The sequence below is a fragment of the Brucella sp. NBRC 113783 genome, assembly GCF_040372265.1.
Lineage (GTDB): Bacteria > Pseudomonadota > Alphaproteobacteria > Rhizobiales > Rhizobiaceae > Brucella > Brucella teleogrylli.
Map to the genome: position 1 here is coordinate 304,457 of NZ_BAABRX010000002.1, position 23,769 is coordinate 328,225.

Below are 23,769 nucleotides of genomic sequence, written 5' to 3' on the forward strand. Positions count from 1 at the left end.
TCGCGTCGCGTGGATGTTTTGTTAGGCGATTATTTCCGGGTCTCAGCCATGGGACTCGGATATATTTGCTTTAACGCCCGGGGCGTCTTCCATTTGAAACACGCATAGCGGCGACCTATTTGTGCTTGATGATGGAGCGCAATGTCTCTGCACTCCCCGGAGAAAATTTATTTGTCCAAATTCAAGGATAAAAACGCGTCATCCTTCGACGCGCATAAAGACGATGCGAACAAAGGCTACGGCCTTTCCGAACAAGAACCGACCAGAGCTGCCGTCGTCGTTCCCATTTTGCCGGAGCGCTATAGTGCGAACGGCTCGGGCGAAGAAGGCGCACGCACGCAGTTCCAGCGCTCGAACGAAGCACGTCTGGAGGAAGCGGTCGGTTTGGCGCGCGCCATCGATCTGGAAATCATTCACGCAGAAGTGGCGATTGTCACCAATCCACGGCCCGCAACCTTGCTTGGTGCAGGTAAGGTCGAAGCCATTGCCGATACGGTCAAGGAAAACGATATCGGGCTGGTCATTGTCGATCATGCTTTGACACCGGTACAGCAGCGCAATCTCGAGAAGGAATGGAACGTCAAGGTCATCGACCGCACGGGTCTGATTCTTGAGATTTTCGGTGAACGTGCGCGCACCAAGGAAGGCGCGCTGCAGGTCGAACTGGCGCATCTGAATTATCAGAAGGGCCGACTGGTTCGCAGCTGGACCCACCTGGAGCGTCAGCGCGGCGGTGGCGGCTTCCTCGGCGGTCCGGGTGAAACGCAGATCGAAGCCGACCGTCGCTTGCTGCAGGACAAGATTCTGAAGATCAAGCGCGAACTGGAAACGGTGGTGCGCACCCGCACACTGCACCGCCAGAAGCGGCGCAAGGTTCCGCATCCGATTGTCGCCCTTGTGGGCTATACCAATGCCGGAAAATCCACGCTGTTCAACCGTATGACCGGTGCCGAGGTGCTGGCCGAAGACATGCTCTTCGCCACGCTCGATCCGACTTTGCGGCGCATTCGCCTGCCGCATGGCGAGACGGTGATCCTGTCTGATACAGTTGGATTTATTTCCAACCTGCCGCACCATCTCGTGGCTGCCTTCCGCGCGACGCTGGAAGAAGTGGTGGAAGCCGATCTCATTTTGCATGTGCGCGATATTTCTGATCCGGACAATGCCGCGCAGGCTGAAGATGTCGAGAATATTCTGGCTGGTCTCGGGATTGAGCCGCAGGACCGCAAGCGCGTCGTCGAAATCTGGAACAAGATTGACAATCTGGACGAAAGCGGGCGTGAAGCGGCGCTGCGTCTGGCCGCAGCCGGCGGTGATGAAGGCCGCCCCATCCCCCTGTCAGCCATCACAGGCGAGGGCGTTGATCGCTTGCTAAACCTGATCGAAACGCGGATAGCGGGCGTGCTTGGCACGGTGGATGTCGTTCTGTCGCCTTTCGAGTTGCACATATTGAACTGGATTTACCAGCACGGCAGTGATGTGCAGCGCGAAGATCTCGAAGACGGTTCGGTTCGGGTGCAGGCGCGTCTGACCGAAGTGGCGCGCAAGACGCTGGACGAAAAGCGCGGCATCAAGCCGGAGAAGCCGGAAAACGACTGGGATTAGCACTACAGTTGCAAATTCGTCAGGTCGTGGCGAAACGACTGATTTTCGAGCACCGGAGCGGAGCGTACTTTTGGGTACGTGAGCACCGGAGCACAGGAAATTGCTCGTTGCAGACCGACCTCACGAAGAATGCAACTATAGTGTTAGTCATGATTCCGTGAGGAACCGAGCACCACTTGCGGAACAGGGGCGCAACGCCCTATGTATGGAAGTCCGACGATTCAAATCCACTCAATACGCATCCAATATATGCAGAGGCCCATAATGAGAGATCCGATTGAAACCGTCATGAACCTCGTGCCGATGGTGGTCGAGCAGACCAACCGCGGCGAGCGGGCCTATGATATTTTCTCGCGCCTTCTGAAAGAACGCATCATCTTCGTCAACGGACCGGTTGAAGACGGCATGTCGATGCTGGTCTGCGCGCAGCTTCTCTTCCTCGAAGCCGAGAATCCGAAGAAAGAGATCAACATGTACATCAACTCGCCCGGTGGCGTGGTGACGTCCGGCATGGCGATCTATGACACGATGCAGTTCATCCGTCCGCCGGTATCCACGCTTTGCATGGGCCAGGCCGCGTCGATGGGTTCGCTGCTTCTGACGGCAGGCGCAACCGGCCAGCGTTATGCGCTGCCGAATGCCCGCATCATGGTCCACCAGCCTTCGGGCGGCTTCCAGGGACAGGCGTCCGACATCGAACGCCACGCGCAGGACATCATCAAGATGAAGCGCCGTCTCAATGAAGTCTATGTGAAGCACACGGGCCGCGACTACGAAACCATCGAACGCACTCTTGATCGCGATCATTTCATGACCGCTCAGGAAGCGCTCGAATTCGGTCTCATCGACAAGGTCGTGGAAGCCCGCGACGTGAGCGCCGACGAATCGAAGTTAGCCTGAATCTGGCTCCCTTCCAATTATTGGCCCCTTTTGCCACAAAAGGGGCTCAATTCTTGGACCAACGTGAAGGTTAACGCGCCGCGTTAAGCATCTGTTGGGCATCAAGGCGCTAAAGTTGGTCAGATCAGGCCGAATCTTTGCCGGGAACTTATTTTTTGTTTGTTCGACGGTTCAGGTTCTGCAAAAGTCACCAAATGACTCCTTCGGTCGGGGAGTCTACGGTGATTGGAATCCTAGAGACTACAGGGGCAGTGCGTATCAACTGTCAATGTGACCGGTAGAAGGTGAGTGTTTCCTTCCGTACTGGGTCCGAACCGGAAGAAACGATCGGAATGAACAGCCCAAGGTTCGTTTCGGTTTATTGAAAGGAAACTGCAATGAGCAAAGTCAGCAACAGCGGCGGCGATTCCAAGAATACGCTTTATTGCTCGTTCTGCGGCAAAAGCCAGCATGAAGTGCGCAAGCTGATTGCAGGCCCGACCGTTTTCATCTGCGACGAATGCGTCGAACTTTGCATGGATATCATCCGCGAGGAAAACAAATCCTCGATGGTGAAGTCCCGCGAGGGCGTGCCGACGCCGCAGGAAATCATGGCCGTTCTTGACGACTATGTCATCGGCCAGAAGGATGCCAAGCGCGTTCTGTCGGTCGCGGTGCACAATCACTACAAGCGTCTCGCACATCAGTCGAAGAGCAACGATATAGAACTGGCGAAGTCGAATATTCTTCTCGTCGGTCCGACCGGCTGCGGCAAGACCTATCTTGCCCAGACGCTCGCTCGCATCATCGACGTGCCATTCACCATGGCTGACGCGACGACGCTGACCGAAGCCGGTTATGTCGGTGAAGATGTTGAAAACATCATCCTGAAACTGCTTCAGGCTGCTGATTACAACGTCGAACGCGCACAGCGCGGCATCGTCTATATCGACGAAGTGGACAAGATCAGCCGCAAGTCCGACAACCCGTCCATCACGCGCGATGTATCGGGCGAGGGCGTGCAGCAGGCACTTCTGAAGATCATGGAAGGTACCGTTGCTTCGGTTCCTCCGCAGGGCGGTCGCAAGCATCCGCAGCAGGAATTCCTGCAGGTGGATACGACGAACATCCTGTTTATCTGCGGCGGTGCTTTTGCCGGTCTCGACAAGATCATCTCCGCTCGTGGCGAAAAGACGTCCATCGGCTTCGGGGCGACTGTCCGCTCGGTTGACGAGCGTCGTATCGGTGCGGTGTTCCGCGAACTGGAACCGGAGGATCTGCTGAAATTCGGTCTCATTCCGGAATTCGTCGGTCGTCTGCCGGTTATTGCAACGCTCGAGGACCTCGACGTCGATGCACTGGTCCAGATCCTGACTGAGCCAAAAAATGCGCTAGTGAAGCAGTATCAGCGCCTGTTCGATATGGAAAATGTCGAGCTGGTGTTCCATGACGACGCTCTACGCGCCATTGCCAACAAGGCAGTTGAACGCAAGACGGGTGCGCGCGGTCTGCGCTCGATCATGGAAAAGATCCTGCTCGACACGATGTTCGAACTGCCGACACTGGAAGGTGTTCGCGAAGTCGTGATCTCCGGTGATGTCGTGGATGGCAGCGCCCGTCCGCTCTACATCTATGCGGAGCGTCAGGACGAGAAGGGCAATGTTTCGGCCTAAGAGATAGATTTTCTCCTCAAAAGGCCGCGAAAGCGGCCTTTTTTGTTGCCAGTTTGGCAATTCGCTTTAGTGTTATGGGTTCGAAGCGCTTGTATCGGAGCATATCCAAAGCGGCATATTGTGCAAATTGCCCGGACGGCGCAGGATAGTTAACGATTCTATGAAAGCCGCCCGAAACTGGCTATTGAATTGCCGGGCTTGGCTCTCCAAGTATGAACCGAAGCACGCTGTGCGACCTGCCTCATGATGAAAGGGGGCGTCGGCGTGGCAGTCGGGTCGAAAGGCCTGAGAAAGGACTTGAATTATGACGGGTATTGAAGACAAGACCCTGATGGGTGGAGCAGAAGCGGGCGGTGCAGACGGGCTTTATGCCGTTCTTCCGTTGCGCGATATTGTGGTCTTCCCGCACATGATCGTTCCGCTTTTTGTCGGACGCGAAAAGTCTATTCGCGCTCTGGAAGAAGTGATGGGTGTCGACAAGCAGATATTGCTTGCGACCCAGAAAAATGCTGCCGACGACGATCCGGCGCCGGATGCAATTTATGAAATTGGCACCATTGCCAATGTGCTTCAGCTTTTGAAGCTGCCGGACGGCACTGTGAAGGTGCTGGTCGAAGGCACGGCGCGCGCCAAGATTTCCAAGTTTACGGATCGCGAAGACTATCACGAAGCTTACGCTGCGGCTCTGCCGGAGCCGGAGGAAGATGCCGTTGAAATCGAGGCGCTGGCCCGTTCGGTGGTTTCCGACTTCGAAAACTACGTCAAGCTGAACAAGAAGATTTCGCCGGAAGTGGTTGGCGCCGCCAGCCAGATCGACGACTATTCCAAGCTTGCCGATACGGTTGCTTCGCATCTCGCGATCAAGATACCTGAAAAGCAGGAAATGCTGTCCATTCTCTCGGTGCGTGAGCGTCTGGAGAAGGCTCTTGCCTTCATGGAAGCCGAAATCTCGGTTCTGCAGGTTGAGAAGCGCATCCGCTCGCGCGTCAAGCGCCAGATGGAGAAGACGCAGCGCGAATATTATCTCAACGAGCAGATGAAGGCGATCCAGAAGGAGCTTGGTGACGGCGAGGACGGTCGCGATGAAGCGGCTGAACTGGAAGAACGCATCAACAAGACCAAGCTTTCCAAGGAAGCGCGTGAAAAGGCTCAGGCTGAGCTGAAGAAGCTGCGCACCATGAGCCCGATGTCTGCGGAAGCGACGGTTGTGCGCAACTATCTCGACTGGCTGCTGTCCATTCCATGGGGCAAGAAGTCGAAGGTCAAGCAGGACCTGAACTTTGCGGAAGAAGTGCTCAACAATGATCACTTCGGTCTCGACAAGGTTAAGGAACGCATCGTTGAGTATCTGGCGGTGCAGGCTCGTTCGACCAAGATCAAGGGCCCGATCATTTGCCTCGTCGGACCTCCCGGCGTCGGCAAGACCTCGCTTGCGCGTTCGATCGCCAAGGCGACGGGCCGTGAATATGTCCGTATGTCGCTTGGCGGCGTGCGGGACGAAGCTGAAATCCGTGGTCACCGCCGCACCTATATCGGCTCGATGCCTGGCAAGGTCATCCAGTCGATGAAAAAGGCGAAGAAGTCCAACCCGCTCTTCCTGCTCGATGAAATCGACAAGATGGGCCAGGATTTCCGTGGTGATCCGTCGTCTGCAATGCTCGAGGTGCTGGACCCGGAACAGAACGCAACCTTCATGGACCATTACCTTGAGGTTGAGTATGACCTGTCCAACGTCATGTTCGTGACGACCGCCAATACGCTGAACATCCCCGGTCCGTTGCTGGATCGTATGGAGATCATCCGTATCGCCGGTTACACCGAGGATGAAAAGCTGGAAATCGCCAAGCGGCACCTGCTGCCCAAGGCCATCAAGGACCATGCTTTGCAGCCGAAGGAGTTCTCGCTCACGGACGATGCATTGCGCAATGTGATCCGTCTTTACACACGGGAAGCCGGTGTACGTAGCCTTGAGCGCGAGATGATGACACTCGCCCGTAAGGCCGTCACCGAAATCCTGAAGTCGAAGAAGAAGTCGGTGAAGATCACCGACAAGAACCTCTCCGACTATCTGGGTGTGGAGCGTTTCCGCTTCGGTCAGATCGACGGCGAAGATCAGGTCGGTGTCGTTACCGGCTTGGCCTGGACGGAAGTTGGCGGCGAGTTGCTGACCATCGAAGGCGTCATGATGCCCGGCAAGGGTCGCATGACCGTCACGGGTAACCTGCGTGACGTGATGAAGGAATCGATTTCCGCTGCTGCATCCTATGTCCGCAGCCGAGCAGTTGATTTCGGCATCGAGCCTCCATTGTTCGACAAGCGCGACATTCACGTCCACGTGCCGGAAGGTGCGACGCCGAAAGACGGTCCGTCCGCAGGTATCGCCATGGTCACGACCATCGTTTCCGTGCTGACCGGCATACCGGTTCGCAAGGACATCGCGATGACCGGCGAAGTGACGCTGCGCGGTCGGGTTCTGCCGATCGGTGGCCTGAAGGAAAAGCTCCTTGCGGCTCTGCGCGGCGGCATCAAGAAGGTTCTGATCCCGGAAGAAAACGCCAAGGATCTGGCGGATATTCCGGACAATGTGAAGAACAATCTTGAGATCGTTCCGGTGTCTCGCGTCGGTGAAGTTCTGAAGCACGCGCTCGTGCGTCAGCCCGAACCGATTGAGTGGACCGAGCCTGAAACACCTGCAAAGGTGCCTTCGGTTGACGATGAAGCAGGCGCCACAACAGCACATTGACAGTCGGTAAGACGACCAACAAACGAAATGCCGGGCCAAAAGCCCGGCATTTCTGTGTTTAACCCCAGAAAACCGGGCTTTTTTGCCATTGACAGGCTTGGTTTGGCGAGCGTTTCGAATAAACTCCGCCCAATCCGGTCACGTTATCCGTTCCGGTAGGTAAAGAAAGGAAATGCCAATGAACAAGAACGAATTGGTTGCCGCAGTCGCGGAAAAGGGCGGTTTGACGAAGGCTGATGCCGGTACGGCTGTTGACGCTGTGCTCGCTGCTGTCACCGGCGCACTGAAGGCTGGTGAAGAAGTCCGCCTGCCAGGCTTCGGCGTTTTCTCCGTTTCGCACCGTGCAGCTTCGACCGGCCGCAATCCGTCGACCGGCAAGGAAGTTGCTATTCCGGCTCGCAACGTGCCGAAGTTCTCGGCCGGCAAGGGCCTGAAGGATGCCGTCAACGGCTAATGCATGATCTCGGAAAGCCGACAGGCTTTTCGAAGCATTATGTGTGAAGGCAAGATTTCGGTCGCTGCGGTTTAAACGTGAGCGGCTGTCGAGAAGGCCCGGCTTGTCCGGGCTTTTTTCGTTTAGATACTACGCCGCCGCTGATTTTCCGCTCATCGCGAAAAAAGCCGGGCGCTAGACCCGGCTTTTGCATTTTCAACCGTCGAGCTGCGCTTACTCCGCAGCTTCCGAGTTTCGCTTAGGGCGTCGCTCCAGCAGTTCCTTGAGGAAATGGCCGGTATAGGAGCGCTTTTCCTTAACGATGTCTTCTGGACGGCCCACAGCAAGGATCTCACCGCCGCCATCACCACCTTCTGGACCGAGGTCGATCACCCAGTCGGCAGTCTTGATGACTTCGAGATTGTGCTCGATCACCACGACCGTATTGCCCTGTTCGACCAGTTCATGCAGCACTTCCAGCAGCTTTGCTACGTCGTGGAAATGCAGACCGGTGGTTGGCTCATCGAGAATATAAAGCGTGCGTCCGGTTGCGCGACGCGATAGTTCCTTGGCGAGTTTCACACGCTGCGCTTCACCGCCCGAGAGCGTTGTCGCCTGCTGCCCGACCTTGATATAGCCGAGGCCAACCTTGACCAGCGTTTCCAGCTTGTCGCGCACGGCAGGAACAGCGGAGAAGAACTCCGCGCCTTCCTCGACAGTCATATCCAGCACATCGGCGATGGACTTGCCCTTGAACAGCACTTCCAGCGTTTCGCGATTGTAACGCTTGCCGTGGCAGACGTCACAAGTCACGTACACATCCGGCAGGAAGTGCATCTCGATCTTAATGACACCGTCGCCCTGACAGGCCTCGCAGCGTCCGCCCTTCACGTTGAAGGAAAAACGACCCGGCTGATATCCGCGTGCCTTGGCTTCCGGCAACCCCGCGAACCAGTCGCGGATCGGCGTGAAGGCGCCGGTATAGGTCGCCGGGTTGGAACGCGGCGTGCGTCCAATCGGCGACTGGTCGATATCGATCACCTTGTCGAGGAACTCCAGCCCTTCGATACGGTCGTGCTCCGCCGGATGCTCGCGGGAACCCATGATGCGGCGTGAAGCGGCCTTGAACAGTGTTTCGATCAGGAAGGTGGACTTGCCGCCACCTGAAACGCCCGTTACAGCGGTGAAAGTACCGAGCGGAATATCTGCCGAGACATTTTTCAGATTGTTGCCGCGCGCACCGACGACGCGGATACGCTTGGTCTTGGAAATCTTGCGACGTTCCGCTGGAACAGCGACTTCCATAACGCCCGAGAGATATTTGCCGGTCAGCGAATTGGTATTGGACATGACGTCCTTCGGCGTGCCCTGTGCAATCACCTTGCCGCCATGGACGCCAGCCGCGGGACCAATATCGACCACATAATCGGCGGTCAGGATCGCATCTTCGTCATGCTCCACCACGATGACCGTATTGCCGAGATCGCGCAGATGACGAAGCGTGTCCAACAGGCGGGCATTGTCGCGCTGATGCAGGCCGATGGACGGCTCGTCCAGCACGTAGAGAACGCCAGTCAGGCCAGAGCCGATCTGGGAGGCGAGGCGAATACGCTGGCTTTCACCCCCGGAAAGCGTGCCGGAATTACGCGCCAGTGTCAGATAATCGAGGCCGACATCATTGAGGAATTGCAGGCGTTCACGGATTTCCTTGAGAATGCGCGCTGCAATTTCCCGCTGCTTTTCATTAAAGCTGCCATCGACGTCGCGGAACCAGGCATCTGCCTTGCGGATCGACATTTCGGTGATTTCGCCGATATGCTTCATGCCGATTTTCACGGCCAACGCTTCCGGCTTCAGGCGATAGCCATTGCAAGCCGGGCAGGGCGTCGAAGACATGAAGCGTTCGATCTCTTCACGCGACCAGGCAGAATCGGTTTCCTTCCACCGGCGCTCCAGATTCGGAATCACGCCTTCGAAGGGCTTTGTGGTCTGATAGGACCGCAGGCCGTCGTCATACTGGAAGGTGATTTCCTTGCCGCCCGTGCCATGAAGAATGGCGCGTTGCGCTTCCTTGGGCAGATCAGACCAACGGGTGCCGATCTTGAAGCCATAAGCCTTGCCCAGCGCTTCCAGCGTCTGATTGTAATAGGGTGACGATGACCGCGCCCAGGGCGCAATTGCACCATCTTTCAGCGCCGCGCTTTCATCGGGAACAATCAGGTTTGGATCGATAGCTTGCTGTGTGCCGAGACCGTCACAGGTCGGGCAGGCGCCAAAGGGATTGTTGAACGAGAACAGGCGCGGCTCGATTTCCGGGATCGTGAAACCGGAAACCGGACAGGCGAATTTTTCTGAGAACAGAATGCGCTCGTGGGTCTCGTTGGCCGACTTATTGGCTGCGCCGCCTTCCGCCGTTTCTTCGGGCGGAAGCGGCTTGTCGGCGAATTCAGCGACGGCCAGACCGTCGGCGAGCTTGAGGCAAGTTTCTAGACTGTCGGCAAGGCGCGAGGTGAGGTCAGGGCGCACGACGACGCGGTCTACCACCACATCAATATCGTGCTTGTATTTCTTATCGAGCGCCGGAACATCGGCAATCTCGTAGAAAGTGCCGTCCACCTTGACGCGCTGGAAGCCCTTCTTCTGAAGCTCTGCCAGTTCCTTCTTATATTCGCCCTTACGCCCGCGTACGATCGGCGCCAGAATGTAAAGACGCGTGCCTTCTTCCAGAGCGATCACACGATCAACCATCTGGCTGACGGTCTGGCTTTCAATGGGAAGGCCAGTTGCAGGCGAATAAGGCACGCCCACACGCGCGAAAAGAAGGCGCATATAGTCGTAGATTTCGGTGACAGTGCCGACCGTCGAGCGCGGATTACGGCTCGTCGTCTTCTGTTCGATGGAAATGGCGGGCGACAGACCATCGATCTGGTCCACATCCGGCTTCTGCATCATTTCCAGAAACTGGCGCGCATAAGCCGAGAGGCTTTCCACGTAACGACGCTGGCCTTCCGCATAAATCGTGTCGAAGGCAAGCGACGACTTGCCCGAGCCGGAAAGGCCTGTCATGACGATCAGCTTGTCGCGCGGCAAATCAAGATCGACATTTTTAAGATTGTGCTCGCGCGCGCCACGTATGGAAATGAATTTCTGATCGCTCATTCCGCGTCCTGCCTGCTTCGTGATGCCATGGATAGATTGGCCCCGGCGATGAACCGCCGCGCCAATCCCATAATATGGGGCGAAGCCCTCCAAAGAAGAAGGGGCTTGGTTATCCTAATTTGCGCTCTTGTAGCACCGGAACAAATATCGAACAACCAAGCTTCTGATAGGCGATACGAAATGTGAACGCAAGAGCGTTGACTGTCACTCCTGACAGGAGCACACTTCTCTTACTCGCTGATGCGAAGAGGTATTGCGGAGGGATGACGCGATATCGGCAAGAGGTTCGCAGGAGGCGGGAAATCCGGTAGGGAGGTAAAGGAGCATGAGTCCACCTGACTACACTGCCTAGCTTTCACACAGATGAAAGCACAATCGATCTTTGTCGCGGATGCGTTCTTTCGCAAGGAACAATGCATCGTTGGTGAGAAGTTCGATTGCCGAAAATCTATATATGCGCGGAAAACGATTGGCCGCGTGCCTTCGAGTTCCGAAAGATTTTGTCGACGAATTAATGCCGACATATGAGCTTTGCTCAAACCCCAAGCCCCGCGCGCCAAAGAAACAGTGAGCGGCGGGGCTTTTCATTGTCTGACTGTGACGCGCTTTGTTGTATCTTCGGCTGTCGCTATGCGGCGGGTCAGGCATTCTCCTCGTTAGTCACTGGACCTCGTTAGAAATGAGGGATGTTTTGTCGATTTGATGCCACAAGCACTTGCATTTTGAACAAAACAAGAACATAAACTCTGTGGACATTGACCATTCCCCGCCCGGGAAATTGAGCGTCATGCGCGCCAGTCCTGTAAGGTGGGTAATTGAGTTTCAGGTGATGGCGCAATTCATGCGCCTGATCCTTCTTTAGGAAAGCGCTCTTGTGAGGATTTCAGATCCGGCGAGGCGCGCATGAGACCCGGAGTAGGTTTTCGATGGCTGGTAGCGTCAACAAGGTCATTCTGGTCGGCAATCTCGGTGCCGATCCGGAAATTCGTCGTCTGAATTCAGGCGATGTGGTTGCCAATCTGCGTATTGCGACCTCGGAAAGCTGGCGTGATCGCCAGTCCGGCGAGCGCAAGGACCGCACCGAATGGCATAGCGTTGTTATTTTCAACGAAAACCTTGCCAAGGTCGCAGAGCAATATCTGAAGAAGGGTGCCAAGGTTTATATCGAAGGCGCGCTCCAGACCCGCAAGTGGCAGGATCAGAACGGCAACGACCGTTATTCGACGGAAGTTGTGCTACAGAAGTTCCGTGGTGAGCTTCAGATGCTCGATAGCCGTGGTGAAGGCGGCGATCAGGGCCGTTCTTTTGATCGCGGCAGCGGTGGTGGACGTAACCAGATGTCGGATTATTCCGGCGGTGGTGGCGATTTCGGTTCGTCCGGACCGTCTTCTTCGGGTGGCGGCGGTGGCGGTGGGTTCTCCCGCGATCTCGACGACGAAATTCCATTTTGATGAATCTAACGGGCGCTTTAGGCGCCCGTTTCATTATGGTTAGACGTTTGTTAAATCGGAACCTTATAAATTAATATTATCTAACTGAATAATAAAGAAATTTCCGAGCTTATCAGCTCAATATGTATCGATCGAAAACTCCATGCGATCCGCAGAAAACCGCGTCAGAGAATATTGAAGAGGCTGACCGTTCGTATCGACATTGATGGCGCGTGCCATCAGCACGATAGCACCGGGCGAGAGCTTCAGATGTTTCAGGTCATCTGAATCAGCGTGCTGGGCAGATATGGTTGTCGATTTGCGGAAATAATCCTCGATACCAGCTTTCCTGAGCGCCCAGGTAATAGACCCGTTTTCAGCATAGTCAGCAGCAAAATCGGGAAAGCGCGCCGCATCCACCCAATGCGTTGCGCGCGATACAGGGCGTCCATCGGCACTATGCGCCGTCTCAAGCCGCGTGACTTCGCTTCCGGCGGCGATGCCCAGGGCTTCGGCTATTTCGGCGGTCGCGACTTCGGTGCCGCTGCTGAGCAATATGCCTTTGACTTCGCTCGCCTGCGTGCCCAGTGACTGTGAAATGCGGGTGCGTGGCCCGATCTGGTAGGTCAAACGCTTTGCATTGGCGACGAATGTGCCGCGACCCTGTTCGGCACGAAGTACGCCTTCCTGCGTCAACGCGGCAATGGCGCTGCGCACCGTATGGCGGTTGACGCCGAAGCGATCCGCAAGCTCCATTTCGGCAGGCATGCGCGCGCCGGACTGAAGTTTCCCGGCCATGATGTCGCCGCGTATCTCATCGGCAATCTGCCTCCAGATCGCCACGCCGCTATTTCTTTCAATTCGTCTGGTCTTTGTCATCAACTGTCATCGTCCTGTCATTGGCAGGGAGTAATAATTTTGTTATTGTATGGTTGTCTAGATAAATAGACAAATATGCAAGGCAAGTCAACGGAATTGAACAGGGCGGAAAAGCTCATGCAAACGACAGAGCCCAAGGCAGGCAATGGCACTGCCGCCGGTGGGATGCACGCCTCGGCCAGCAACGACAAGTCCGGCAACAGCAAGGCGCTTGACGCGGTGCAGGCTGCACGACAGGCCAGCATGGCAACGCTTGCGCAGGCAAGCGGCGAAGAGCTGAAAGCTTTCTGGCAGAATTGGTCGGACAAGCCTGATTTCGAAATTCTCCGTGGTCCGGAAACAGGACTGGTAATGCTGCGCGGCCGTATCGGCGGCGGCGGTGCGCCTTTCAATGTCGGCGAGGCGACGGTGACGCGCGCGACTGTGCGTCTGACCGATGGTTCCGTCGGGCATTCCTATGCTCTCGGTCGCGATCAGGAAAAGGCACGACTGGCCGCTTTGTTTGATGCGCTCTGGACCGACGAAGCGCGCCGTGAAGCGGTGGAGCGTCAGGTCCTCGACGTCTTGCGCAACCGGCTGGAACAGGCCGACACAAAACTGCGCAGCGAAGCTGCTGCCACCAAAGTTGATTTCTTCACCATGGTTCGGGGAGACAATTGATGCTGCATTCTTCACCCCATTCGTCTCCGGCCTTCGAAGGTGGTTTGGCAAATCCGGTCACCGACGCCCAATCGGCATTTCATGCCGTCATGCATGCGATGGCCAATCCGGGCCGCGTCTACGCTCTGACCCGGGCTGCCACGCCGCCCCAGCCATTGACGCCGGAACTGGGCGTCATAGCCGCCACCTTGCTCGACCATGATGCCACCGTCTGGTGCGACCGCGCCATTGCAGCCGATGCAGACGCTACAGCCTGGCTGACATTTCAAACCGGCGCGCCGCAGGTTGAATCTTCCGCTTCTGCGCAATTCGCATTGGTTACCGATGCTTCGCTGTTGCCGCCCTTGGCTGAATTCTCGCAAGGGCAGCCGGAGTTTCCGGATCGTTCGACAACGGTGGTTCTTGCGGTCAAGTCGTTTGAGAGCGGGCAGGGCCTTGTTCTGAAGGGGCCGGGCATTAACGGTGAGCGGGAAATTCACATCGACGGTCTTCCGCAGGACTTCGTTTCGCAATGGCGAGACAACGGCGCACAATATCCGCTTGGCGTCGATTTGGTTCTGGTCTGCGATGGCGCGGTCATCGCATTTCCGCGCACCACGCGCATAATCAAACTGGAGGGCTGAACATGTATGTTGCCGTAAAGGGTGGCGAAACAGCCATTCGTAACGCCCACCGACTTCTCGATGATCGCCGCCGGGGTGATCGTGCTGTGCCCGCACTGCGTCTGGATCAGATTGTCGAGCAGCTTGCACTCGCCGTTGACCGTGTGATGGCGGAAGGTTCGCTCTATGATCGCGAGCTGGCCGCGCTTGCCGTGCGTCAGTCGCGTGGCGATCTGATCGAGGCCATTTTCCTCGTGCGTGCTTATCGCACCACATTGCCGCGCTTTGGGTATTCCCGCCCAATGGAAACCGGGCAGATGCTGATCGAGCGCCGCATTTCCGCGACCTATAAAGATCTTCCGGGCGGCCAGATGCTCGGCCCGACCTTCGACTACACCCACCGTCTTCTCGATCCGGATCTGGCGGGAGACGTTGCTGTGCCAGAGCCGGAAGCACGCGAAACCGAGAAGGAAGAGACGCCCCGCGTCACCGATATTCTCGGCGCGAACGGCATGATCGAGGACGATGGCTCCCTGCCGGAAGGTCATGAGCCCGGCGATCTGACACGCGAGCCATGGACATTCCCGATGGAACGCGATCTGCGCTTGCAGGCGCTGGCGCGCGGTGATGAAGGTTTTCTTCTCGCGCTCGGTTATTCGACCCAGCGCGGCTACGGCAACACCCACCCCTTCGTCGGCGAAATTCGCATCGGCGAAGTGGAGGTCGAGTTCGACGTGCCGGAGTTGGGCTTTGCCGTCTCGCTTGGCCGGGTGCAATTGACCGAGTGCCAAATGGTGAACCAGTTCAAGGGCTCCTCAAAGCAGCCGCCGCAATTCACGCGTGGCTATGGTCTGGTGTTCGGCCAGAGCGAACGCAAGGCCATGTCTATGTCGCTCTGCGACCGCGCCTTGCGGGTTCGTGAATTCGATACCGACGTGACCGCGCCCGCACAGGATGAGGAATTCGTCATTTCGCACTCCGACAATGTGCAGTCGACCGGCTTCGTCGAGCATCTGAAACTGCCGCATTACGTCGATTTCCAGGCTGAGCTCGAACTCATCCGCAGCATGCGTGCTGAATATGAGAAGACGCAAAATCAAGCAGAATCTCCAGTGAAGGAGGCCGCAGAATGAGCGATCTGGCCAATTACAATTTCGCCTATCTGGACGAGCAGACCAAGCGCATGATCCGCCGCGCCATATTGAAGGCCATAGCGGTGCCCGGCTATCAGGTACCTTTTGCGAGCCGCGAAATGCCGATGCCCTATGGCTGGGGCACGGGTGGCGTGCAGGTGACGGCTGCCATTCTTGGGCCGGACGATGTGCTGAAAGTTATCGATCAGGGTGCGGACGACACGACCAATGCCGTTTCGATCCGCGCGTTCTTCCAGAAGACCGCCAATGTGGCCGTGACCACCAGCACCGGCGAGGCGACGATCATCCAGACGCGCCACCGCATTCCGGAATATCCGCTGACCGAAGGGCAGGTGATCGTCTATCAGGTGCCGATCCCGGAACCGCTGCGCTTTCTGGAACCCCGCGAGACGGAAACGCGCAAGATGCATGCGCTCGCCGAATATGGCCTCATGCATGTGAAGCTCTACGAGGACATTGCGCGCCACGGCCAGATCGCCAAGACCTATGATTATCCCGTGATGATCGAAGGTCGCTACGTGATGGCACCATCGCCGACGCCGAAATTCGACAATCCGAAAATGCATATGTCGCCTGCCTTGCAGCTGTTCGGCGCGGGTCGCGAAAAGCGCATCTATGCAGTGCCGCCATACACGCAGGTCGTGAGCCTCGATTTCGAGGATCATCCGTTTGAAGTGCAGAAGTTCAAGGAACCTTGTGCGCTGTGCGGCGCAAGGGGCGTCTATCTGGACGAAGTTGTGCTCGATGATCGCGGCGGTTCAATGTTCGTTTGCTCGGATACCGATTATTGCGAAGACCGTCAGGCAAAGGGCCATTTTGGTCATCTGGCTGCCAATAAGGAGGCCGCAGAATGAACGACGAACCTCTGCTGAGAGTAAACAACCTGTCGAAGTTCTACGGCAGCCGCCGTGGCTGCGAGGATATCTCCTTCAATCTTTGGCCCGGCGAAGTTCTGGCCATCGTCGGGGAATCCGGCTCGGGCAAGACGACGCTGCTCAACAGCCTTGCAACCCGGCTGGAACCGACGTCTGGCACCGTTGAATATCGGATGCGCGATGGCGCATTCCGCGATCTCTACAAGATCGGCGAGGCCGAGCGCCGTTTTCTGATGCGCACTGACTGGGGTTTTGTGCATCAAAACCCGGCTGACGGACTGCGCATGACGGTTTCGGCTGGCGCCAATGTCGGCGAGCGCCTGATGGCGGTGGGTGAGCGCCATTATGGCAATATCCGCTCCACTGCGACTGAGTGGCTTGGCCGTGTGGAAATTGCTGCCGACCGTATCGATGATCAGCCGCGCGCTTTTTCCGGCGGTATGCGCCAGCGTTTGCAGATTGCCCGCAATCTCGTCACCGCGCCGCGACTGGTGTTCATGGACGAGCCAACCGGCGGTCTCGACGTTTCGGTGCAGGCGCGCCTGCTCGATCTGTTGCGCGGGCTCGTCAACGATCTGGGGCTTTCGGTCATCATCGTCACGCATGATCTCGCCGTAGCGCGGCTTCTGTCGCACCGGATCATGGTCATGAAAGACGGTCACATCGTCGAGCAAGGTTTGACGGATCGCGTGCTGGATGACCCGCAAGCGCCTTATACGCAGTTGCTCGTATCATCGATCTTACAGGTATAGATCAATTAAAATAGATATTTATCGCGTGTTTTTTCCAAACTGACGGAACTTCATGCGTGAGGTGAGAAATGTCTCTGTTGCAAACATCCGCTTCGCAATCCACGCCGCCCCTGGTGGTATCCGGCGTTACCAAGACCTTCACCATGCATTTGCAGGGCGGCGTTGAACTGCCGGTCGTGCAGGGCGTGAATTTTGAACTCAATGCCGGTGAATGCGCCGTGCTGGGCGGTCCATCGGGTGCCGGCAAAAGCTCGATCCTGAAGATGGTCTACGGCAATTATGCGGTGAATGGGGGCTCCATTCTGATCCGCCATGTGGATCGCGCTGTCGATCTGGCCACGGCTGATCCCCGCGAAGTGCTTGGCGTTCGCCGTGACACGATTGGCTACGTTAGTCAGTTTTTGCGCACGTTACCCCGAGTGGCGGCTATCGATGTCGTGGCCGAACCTTTGATCGCTCGTGGTGCCGACCACGACATGGCGCTGGACCGCGCGCGGGAATTGCTGGCCAAGCTCAACCTGCCGGAACGCCTCTGGGCGCTGCCGCCTGCAACCTTTTCCGGCGGCGAGCAGCAGCGCGTCAACATCGCTCGCGGTTTCATCACCGATCATCCGGTGTTGCTGCTGGACGAACCGACAGCTTCGCTTGATGCGAAGAACCGCGCGGTCGTGGTGGATCTGATCAAGACCAAAAAGGAAGAAGGCGTTGCGATGCTCGGCATTTTCCACGACGAGGATGTGCGTGAGGAAGTGGCCGACCGCATCATCGACGTGACCGCCTTTTCGCCGAGGGCGGCGGCATGACCAAGCTCTCGGTTGAACCTCTGGTTCACGAAACGGCAGATGTCACCGGCAGCAAGCTTGGCCGTTACACGGAAGTCGGCGCGCGCAGCCGTCTGTCGGAAACTGTGCTGGATGACTACTCCTATCTCGGCATCGATTGCGAAATCTGGTGCGCGGAGATCGGTAAATTCTCCAACATTGCAAGCCATGTGCGCATCAATGCCACCAATCATCCGACCTGGCGTCCAACTTTGCATCACTTCACCTATCGCGCTGGCGATTACTGGCCGGATGCGGAGAATGAAACCGAGTTTTTCGACTGGCGTCGCGGCAATGCGGTTAAGATCGGCCATGACACATGGCTCGGTCACGGATCGACCATCCTGCCGGGCGTCACCGTGGGCAATGGCGCAGTGATCGGTGCCGGTGCGGTCGTCAGCAAAGATGTTGCGCCTTACACGATTGTGGGCGGTGTCCCGGCGCGTCTCATACGCGAGCGCTTTGACGCCGCGACCGGCAATCGTCTCGACCGGCTGGGCTGGTGGGACTGGAGCCATGAACGCCTGCGCGATGCACTTGATGATTTCCGCGCGCTCGATATCGAAACTTTTCTCTCAAAATATGAAACTGCCGCCAATACCGAGGCGGTCATGAAAGAGCTTTCTCATGGCGAATGAAATCGTTCTCAAAAATGCGCGCATCGTGCTCGCCGACGAGGTCGTTTCCGGCTCCATCCTGATACGCGACGGCAAGATCGCCGCCATCGATCAGGGCAATGTAAATGGCGGCGAGGATATGGATGGTGATTACGTCATTCCCGGCCTGATTGAACTCCATACCGACCAGCTGGAATCGCATTATGCGCCGCGTCCCAAGGTGCGTTGGAACGTGGATGCCGCCGTTCAGGCCCACGACGCGCAGGTTGCCGCATCGGGCATCACCACTGTCTTCGATGCGATGCGGGTCGGTTCCGATTATGATCGCGACTTCGTCGGCAAGGATATGCGTCTGCTGGCCGATGCAATTGAAAGCGGCGTGCGCGAAAACCGTCTGCGCGCGGACCATTTCCTGCATCTGCGCTGCGAGGTTTCCGCAGCCGACTGCCTTGAAGGCTTTGCGCTTTTTGAAAACGATGATCGGGTGAGGCTGGCTTCGCTGATGGATCATGCGCCGGGGCAGCGTCAGTTCGCGGAGATCGAAACCTATCGCACCTATTACATGCGCAAGCTGAAACTCAACGACGAAGAGTTTCGTTTGCATTGCGAACAGCGCATGGCAGACTCCGACGCCTATTCGGCCAAGCATCGCCGGGCGATTGCCGATATGTCGGGCGCACGCGGTATTGTTTTGGCAAGCCATGACGACGCCACCAGCGCTCACGTGGGGGAATCGCTTGATCACGGCGTCCGTATTGCGGAGTTCCCGACCACACTGGAAGCGGCTTCTGCCTCCAAGGGCGCGGGCCTGTCGATCCTGATGGGCGCGCCGAATATCGTGCGTGGCGGCTCGCATTCGGGCAATATCGCCGCCCGCGATCTGGTGGATAATGGCAGTCTCGATATTCTGTCGTCGGACTATATTCCGTTCAGCCTCATCCAGTCGGCTTTCGGCCTTGCTTCCGGCGAGCGCCCGATTGGGCTTCCTGAAGCCATCCGCCTTGTCAGCAAGAACCCCGCCGATGCAATGCGCATGGATGATCGTGGCGAAATTGCTGTCGGCAAGCGCGCCGATCTGGTACGAGCACGCACCAGAAGTGCGATACCGGTGGTGCGCACCGTCTGGCGGGAAGGCGAGCGGGTGCTCTGATGCGTATGGAAAATATCCGGCCGAAAGGCTGTTTCGTTGCTGTCGTCGGCCCCAGCGGGGCCGGCAAGGACACGATCATGGATGGCGCGCGCATGGCCCTCGCAGGCGATGCGCGCTTTCATTTTGTACGCCGCATCGTCACGCGCCCGCAAATGCCGGGAACCGAAGACCACGACAGTCTGGATGAAGCGGCTTTTGCGAAAGCCGCGGGCGAGGGCGCCTTTGCGCTTCATTGGCGCGCCCATGGTTTGAACTACGGTCTTCCGAAGTCGCTTGATACGCTGATCGATGGCGGAACTGTGGTGATTGCCAATGTCTCGCGCCGCGTTCTGGACGACATGCGCAGGCTTTATCCGTCGCGTTCGGTGGTGGTCATTTCGGCACGCGCGGAAATCCTCGCCGAGCGGCTGGCAAGCCGTGGCCGCGAAAGCAAAGACGAGATCGCCTTGCGGCTTTCGCGCGAAGTGAACTTCAATGACGGGGCTGGCGATGTTGTCATAATAGACAATTCCGGCGATGTTGGTGAATCCACAGAGGCATTTATTCGTCATCTGACAGAAATGTACGCTAAAACAAAGTCTTAACTAATAAACCTATAGTAGCGTTTAAATTTACACAAACGTCACGATGCTTTCATTGCAATGTCATGGAAGCAATTCAGAGTGAGCATGAATGGAGATGAATTCATGCTTCAACTGAAAAACGTAACGCGCCGCTATAATGACAAGGTGGCGGTTTCGGGGGTTGACCTCGAGATCGAGCCCGGCACGTTTGTGGGAATTATCGGACGTTCGGGCGCGGGTAAATCGACGCTGTTGCGTATGATCAACCGCCTCGTCGAACCGTCGGAAGGGACCATTCATTGGGAGGGGCGCGATGTTACCGGCCTGAAAGGCTCCGGGCTTCGCGACTGGCGCGCACAATGCGCGATGATTTTTCAGCATTTCAATCTGGTCGACCGTCTCGATGTTCTGACCAATGTGCTTATGGGGCGTCTTAATTATGTCTCGACGCCAAAGTCGCTTCTGCGCATCTGGAGCGATGAAGAACGCCTGATCGCATTGTCTGCCTTGCAGCAGTTCGATATCGCCCATCTGGCCGCGCACCGCGCCGATGAGCTTTCCGGCGGCCAGCAGCAGCGCGTGGCGATTGCGCGTGCACTCGTTCAGCAGCCGCGCATCATTCTTGCCGATGAACCGATTGCTTCGCTCGATCCGCGCAATACGCGCAGCGTCATGGATGCGTTGCGTCGTATCAATCGCGAATACGGCATCACCGTTCTCTGCAATCTGCATTCACTTGATATCGCGCGCAGCTATTGCGACCGCCTCGTCGGCATGTCCGCTGGCAAGGTCGTGTTCCGCGGCACGCCGTCGATGCTGACTGATATGGCATCGCGCGATCTTTACGGCATGGAAGCAGCCGACGTTGTCGATAGTGACGACACGGTTGACGCAATGCCTGTACCGGTTCCGCAGTCGGCTGAAGCCGCACTGCGCCAGATTTCCGCCTGAGCGAATAAAGCTGCGGAAAAAACTCGCTCCAAACTCAGGATTAACAGGAGAGACTTATGCTTAACCGTAGAACTTTTCTGGCGGCTGTTGCGCTCACCGCTACCATGACCTTCCATGCTCAGGCTGCTGACTGGAGCAAGGAATATCCGGAACTGGTTCTGGGCGTTATCCCGTCCGAAAACGCTTCGACCACCAGTGACCGTTATGCCGCTCTGACGGCCTATCTCGGCAAGGAACTCGGCACCAAGGTCACGCTGCGCGTTGCAAACGACTACGCCGCCGTTATCGAAGGCCAGCGCGCTGGCAATATCCAGATCGCTTTCTATGGCCCGGCTTCCTATGCACGCGCCGTCATGACCGGTGTTGAAACCACGCCGCTCGTCAACCAGCGTCACGACACCGGCGTCAACGGCTATTATTCGGTCGTTTATGTTCGCGCCAACAGCCCATACCAGAAAATGGACGACCTGAAGGGCAAGAGTATCGCGCTTGTCGATCCAAACTCCACCTCGGGCAACAATGCGCCGCGCTACTTCCTCAACCGCGAAGGCTATAGCGTCGATACCTTCTTCGGTAAGAACTTTTTTGCCGGCAGCCACGAAAACGCCGTTCTGGCTCTCGCTCAGGGCACCGCTGACGCTGCCGCCAATTCCTGGAATTCGGAAAACGACTCCAACCTGACCCGCATGATCAGCCGCGGCGTTCTCAAGGACGCAGACGGCAAGGCGCTGACGAAGGACGATTTCCGCATCATCTTCAAGTCGGACTTCCTGCCGGAAGGTCCGTTTGCCGTGCTCAGCACGTTGCCTGACCAGCTGAAGGCTGACATCAAGCAGGCTTTCCTCGACATGCCAAAGAAGGACAAGGCCGGTTTTGACGCTCTTTCCGATGGCAAGGACCAGGAATTCGTGGCGACCGAAACCAAGGATTATGAGCCGATCATCGAGATGCTGAAGTTCAACGACAAGGCACGCAAGTCCTGATCCGAAGAACAATCGAAATGCCCGAAGCCGCAAAAGCTTCGGGCATTTTTGTTAGGGAATCTCGCATGACGATATCCACTCTCGACGGCAGCGGCTCCAAGGGTCTGCTCGCCGAGTATCGCAGGGAAGTCGGGAAACGACGCCTTTATGGCATCGGTTTCCTCGTCGGCCTTGTTGTTATCGCCATAGCTGCCTCTGTTGTTGCCGACGTTCGGCCGGGCACACTGGTTGAAAATCTCTTTCGCTTTACAAGTTATCTCGGGCGCATTCTGCCAGACCTGACCATCGCCAATTTCTGGGGCGACATGGCCGCCTGGTACTGGAATATCGGTGGCTGGCTCAAGATGCTCTTCGAGACGTTGCTGATCGCCTATCTCGCCACGCTGATCGGGGCGGTTATCGCTTTTGCGGCTTCCTTCGCAGCGTCCTCCAATATGGCCCCGAACTCGACGGTGCGTTTCATCGTTCGTCGTGGACTAGAACTGCTGCGGACCGTGCCTGAAATCGTGTTCGCCTTGCTATTTGTTATCGCTTTCGGTCTGGGACCAATGGCCGGTGTGCTGGCTCTGATGCTTCACACGACCGGCGCGCTCGGCAAACTCTTTTCGGAAGTAGTCGAAAACATCGACATGCGGCCGGTGGAAGGTATCCGTGCTTCCGGCGGCTCCGGCCTTCAGGTCATCCGCTTTGCCGTACTGCCACAGGTCGCCGCCAATTTCGCCTCCTACGGGTTGCTGCGCTTTGAAATCAATGTGCGCGGCGCTTCCGTCATGGGCTTTGTCGGTGCAGGCGGTATCGGTCAGGAACTGCTCACTTCCATCCGGCAATTTTATTACAGCGATGTCAGCGCCATCCTGTTGCTGATTATCATCACGATAGTCGTGATCGATCTCATCACCCAGCGTGTGCGTCACGCGCTTCTGGGCCGCATCGGTTAAAGGGGAGCTTCTCATGACAGACATTGCGCAAAGCCTCTCCCGCGAAGCCCATGCCCACGAAAAGGAATTGCACGCGGAATATGCGGAACTGTTCGGCAATGCGCGCACATGGCGCAATCTGACGATTGCAGGCGTGCTCATCATCGCCTCGTTGTGGTTTGCCTTCTACTGGCTGGATTTTTCGCTGCTGCGTATCCTGAACGGCTTCGGTCGTCTCGGCGATTTCGCCTTGATGATGCTGCCACCGGCATCCAATGGCCGTTTCAGCCTATATCTGTGGTCAATGCTGGAAACGCTGGCCATTGCCTATCTGGGCACGCTTTTGGCCGCCATACTGGCCTTTCCGTTCGGGTTTCTGGCGGCGAAGAACATCATCCCGAACATCTTCCTGCATTTCGGCATACGTCGCTTTCTCGATACCATCCGTGGCGTCGATACACTGATCTGGGCGCTGATCTGGGTGTCAGTGGTGGGGCTTGGACCTTTCGCCGGTATTCTGGCTATCGCCTGTTCCGACTTTGGCGCTTTCGGCAAGCTGTTTTCGGAAGCCATTGAAGGCGCGGACAAGAAGCCGGTTGAAGGCGTGCTGTCGTCGGGAGGCAACCGCCTGCACGGCTATCGCTTCGGCATACTGCCGCAGGTTCTGCCGCTGATCGGTAGTCAGGTTCTGTACTTCTTCGAGTCCAACACGCGCTCGGCAACGATCATCGGTATTGTCGGGGCAGGCGGCATCGGCGCGCATCTGGCCGAACAGATCAAGGTTTTGAACCTTCAGGACGTTTCGTTCCTGATCATCATGATCCTGATTGCTGTTGCGGTTATCGACTGGTTCTCGTCCAAGCTGCGTCATGCCATGATCGGCAAGAAGGCACAGAAATCGGTATAGAGCGGTTATTAGAAAC

Annotated in this window: 21 protein-coding genes and 1 pseudogene; 19 read left to right on the forward strand and 3 right to left on the reverse strand. The window is 57.0% G+C overall.

Annotated elements, in window-relative coordinates; translation table 11 throughout:
* The first annotated feature begins 171 nt into the window (after positions 1–171).
* From hflX to ABWW11_RS06790, 5 genes are all read left to right on the forward strand, one after another.
* Entirely contained in the window at positions 172–1,605 is a 1,434-nt protein-coding gene (gene hflX, locus ABWW11_RS06770; protein ID WP_109368957.1) for a GTPase HflX, read from the forward strand.
* Positions 1,606–1,869: 264 nt separating this feature from the next.
* A complete protein-coding gene (gene clpP, locus ABWW11_RS06775; RefSeq protein ID WP_109368958.1) occupies positions 1,870–2,505 on the forward strand; it encodes an ATP-dependent Clp endopeptidase proteolytic subunit ClpP in 636 nt (211 codons plus the stop codon).
* A gap of 377 nt (positions 2,506–2,882) precedes the next feature.
* Positions 2,883–4,157, forward strand: a complete 1,275-nt coding sequence (clpX, locus tag ABWW11_RS06780) for an ATP-dependent Clp protease ATP-binding subunit ClpX (protein WP_078338598.1) — start codon at positions 2,883–2,885, stop codon at positions 4,155–4,157.
* A gap of 304 nt (positions 4,158–4,461) precedes the next feature.
* A complete protein-coding gene (lon, locus tag ABWW11_RS06785) occupies positions 4,462–6,900 on the forward strand; it encodes an endopeptidase La (RefSeq protein ID WP_109368959.1) in 2,439 nt (812 codons plus the stop codon).
* A 178-nt stretch (positions 6,901–7,078) separates the two neighbouring features.
* Positions 7,079–7,354, forward strand: coding sequence for an HU family DNA-binding protein (locus ABWW11_RS06790; protein ID WP_006470422.1), 276 nt, complete (start codon positions 7,079–7,081; stop codon positions 7,352–7,354).
* A gap of 213 nt (positions 7,355–7,567) precedes the next feature.
* On the opposite strand, the gene uvrA is transcribed toward ABWW11_RS06790, so the two are convergent.
* Both uvrA and ABWW11_RS06800 read right to left on the reverse strand, forming a co-directional pair.
* Positions 7,568–10,492: an excinuclease ABC subunit UvrA gene (gene uvrA, locus ABWW11_RS06795; RefSeq protein WP_109368960.1), complete on the reverse strand. Its 2,925-nt coding sequence runs from the start codon at positions 10,490–10,492 to the stop codon at positions 7,568–7,570.
* Between the two features lie 109 nt (positions 10,493–10,601).
* Positions 10,602–10,827, reverse strand: a pseudogene (locus ABWW11_RS06800) (hypothetical protein).
* A gap of 591 nt (positions 10,828–11,418) precedes the next feature.
* Between ABWW11_RS06800 and ssb the strand changes: the two are divergent.
* Positions 11,419–11,943: a single-stranded DNA-binding protein gene (ssb, locus tag ABWW11_RS06805; protein WP_109368961.1), complete on the forward strand. Its 525-nt coding sequence runs from the start codon at positions 11,419–11,421 to the stop codon at positions 11,941–11,943.
* A 117-nt stretch (positions 11,944–12,060) separates the two neighbouring features.
* Here the strand turns inward: ssb and phnF are convergent, their stop codons facing one another.
* The gene (gene phnF, locus ABWW11_RS06810) at positions 12,061–12,804 is read right to left on the reverse strand and encodes a phosphonate metabolism transcriptional regulator PhnF (RefSeq protein ID WP_181376087.1); all 744 of its coding nucleotides are present in this window, start codon (positions 12,802–12,804) and stop codon (positions 12,061–12,063) included.
* 162 nt (positions 12,805–12,966) lie between these two features.
* On the opposite strand from phnF, the gene phnG reads away from it, so the two are divergent.
* From phnG to phnE (ABWW11_RS06875), 13 genes are all read left to right on the forward strand, one after another.
* The gene (gene phnG, locus ABWW11_RS06815; RefSeq protein ID WP_109370225.1) at positions 12,967–13,461 is read left to right on the forward strand and encodes a phosphonate C-P lyase system protein PhnG; all 495 of its coding nucleotides are present in this window, start codon (positions 12,967–12,969) and stop codon (positions 13,459–13,461) included.
* On the forward strand, positions 13,461–14,084 hold the full coding sequence (gene phnH, locus ABWW11_RS06820; RefSeq protein ID WP_109368963.1) for a phosphonate C-P lyase system protein PhnH: 624 nt from the start codon (positions 13,461–13,463) through the stop codon (positions 14,082–14,084). Before phnG ends, phnH begins: the two co-directional genes overlap by 1 nt.
* Before the next feature lie 2 nt (positions 14,085–14,086).
* Positions 14,087–15,196, forward strand: coding sequence for a carbon-phosphorus lyase complex subunit (locus tag ABWW11_RS06825; protein WP_109368964.1), 1,110 nt, complete (start codon positions 14,087–14,089; stop codon positions 15,194–15,196).
* Entirely contained in the window at positions 15,193–16,071 is an 879-nt protein-coding gene (locus ABWW11_RS06830) for an alpha-D-ribose 1-methylphosphonate 5-phosphate C-P-lyase PhnJ (RefSeq protein WP_109368965.1), read from the forward strand. Before ABWW11_RS06825 ends, ABWW11_RS06830 begins: the two co-directional genes overlap by 4 nt.
* A complete protein-coding gene (gene phnK / locus ABWW11_RS06835; protein WP_109368966.1) occupies positions 16,068–16,844 on the forward strand; it encodes a phosphonate C-P lyase system protein PhnK in 777 nt (258 codons plus the stop codon). Before ABWW11_RS06830 ends, phnK begins: the two co-directional genes overlap by 4 nt.
* A gap of 68 nt (positions 16,845–16,912) precedes the next feature.
* The gene (gene phnL / locus ABWW11_RS06840; protein WP_109368967.1) at positions 16,913–17,647 is read left to right on the forward strand and encodes a phosphonate C-P lyase system protein PhnL; all 735 of its coding nucleotides are present in this window, start codon (positions 16,913–16,915) and stop codon (positions 17,645–17,647) included.
* Positions 17,644–18,303 (forward strand): DapH/DapD/GlmU-related protein, encoded by a 660-nt coding sequence (locus ABWW11_RS06845; protein ID WP_109368968.1) that lies wholly within the window; start codon positions 17,644–17,646, stop codon positions 18,301–18,303. The genes phnL and ABWW11_RS06845 overlap by 4 nt, the downstream gene beginning before the upstream one ends.
* Positions 18,293–19,432, forward strand: a complete 1,140-nt coding sequence (locus ABWW11_RS06850; RefSeq protein ID WP_109368969.1) for an alpha-D-ribose 1-methylphosphonate 5-triphosphate diphosphatase — start codon at positions 18,293–18,295, stop codon at positions 19,430–19,432. The genes ABWW11_RS06845 and ABWW11_RS06850 overlap by 11 nt, the downstream gene beginning before the upstream one ends.
* Before the next feature lie 5 nt (positions 19,433–19,437).
* A complete protein-coding gene (phnN, locus tag ABWW11_RS06855) occupies positions 19,438–20,016 on the forward strand; it encodes a phosphonate metabolism protein/1,5-bisphosphokinase (PRPP-forming) PhnN (RefSeq protein WP_124915994.1) in 579 nt (192 codons plus the stop codon).
* 102 nt (positions 20,017–20,118) lie between these two features.
* Entirely contained in the window at positions 20,119–20,946 is an 828-nt protein-coding gene (phnC, locus tag ABWW11_RS06860; RefSeq protein ID WP_109370227.1) for a phosphonate ABC transporter ATP-binding protein, read from the forward strand.
* 56 nt (positions 20,947–21,002) lie between these two features.
* Positions 21,003–21,929 (forward strand): phosphonate ABC transporter substrate-binding protein, encoded by a 927-nt coding sequence (phnD, locus tag ABWW11_RS06865; protein WP_109368970.1) that lies wholly within the window; start codon positions 21,003–21,005, stop codon positions 21,927–21,929.
* Positions 21,930–21,994: 65 nt separating this feature from the next.
* Positions 21,995–22,867, forward strand: a complete 873-nt coding sequence (gene phnE / locus ABWW11_RS06870; protein WP_109370228.1) for a phosphonate ABC transporter, permease protein PhnE — start codon at positions 21,995–21,997, stop codon at positions 22,865–22,867.
* 13 nt (positions 22,868–22,880) lie between these two features.
* Entirely contained in the window at positions 22,881–23,753 is an 873-nt protein-coding gene (phnE, locus tag ABWW11_RS06875; protein WP_319080485.1) for a phosphonate ABC transporter, permease protein PhnE, read from the forward strand.
* Positions 23,754–23,769: the final 16 nt, after the last annotated feature.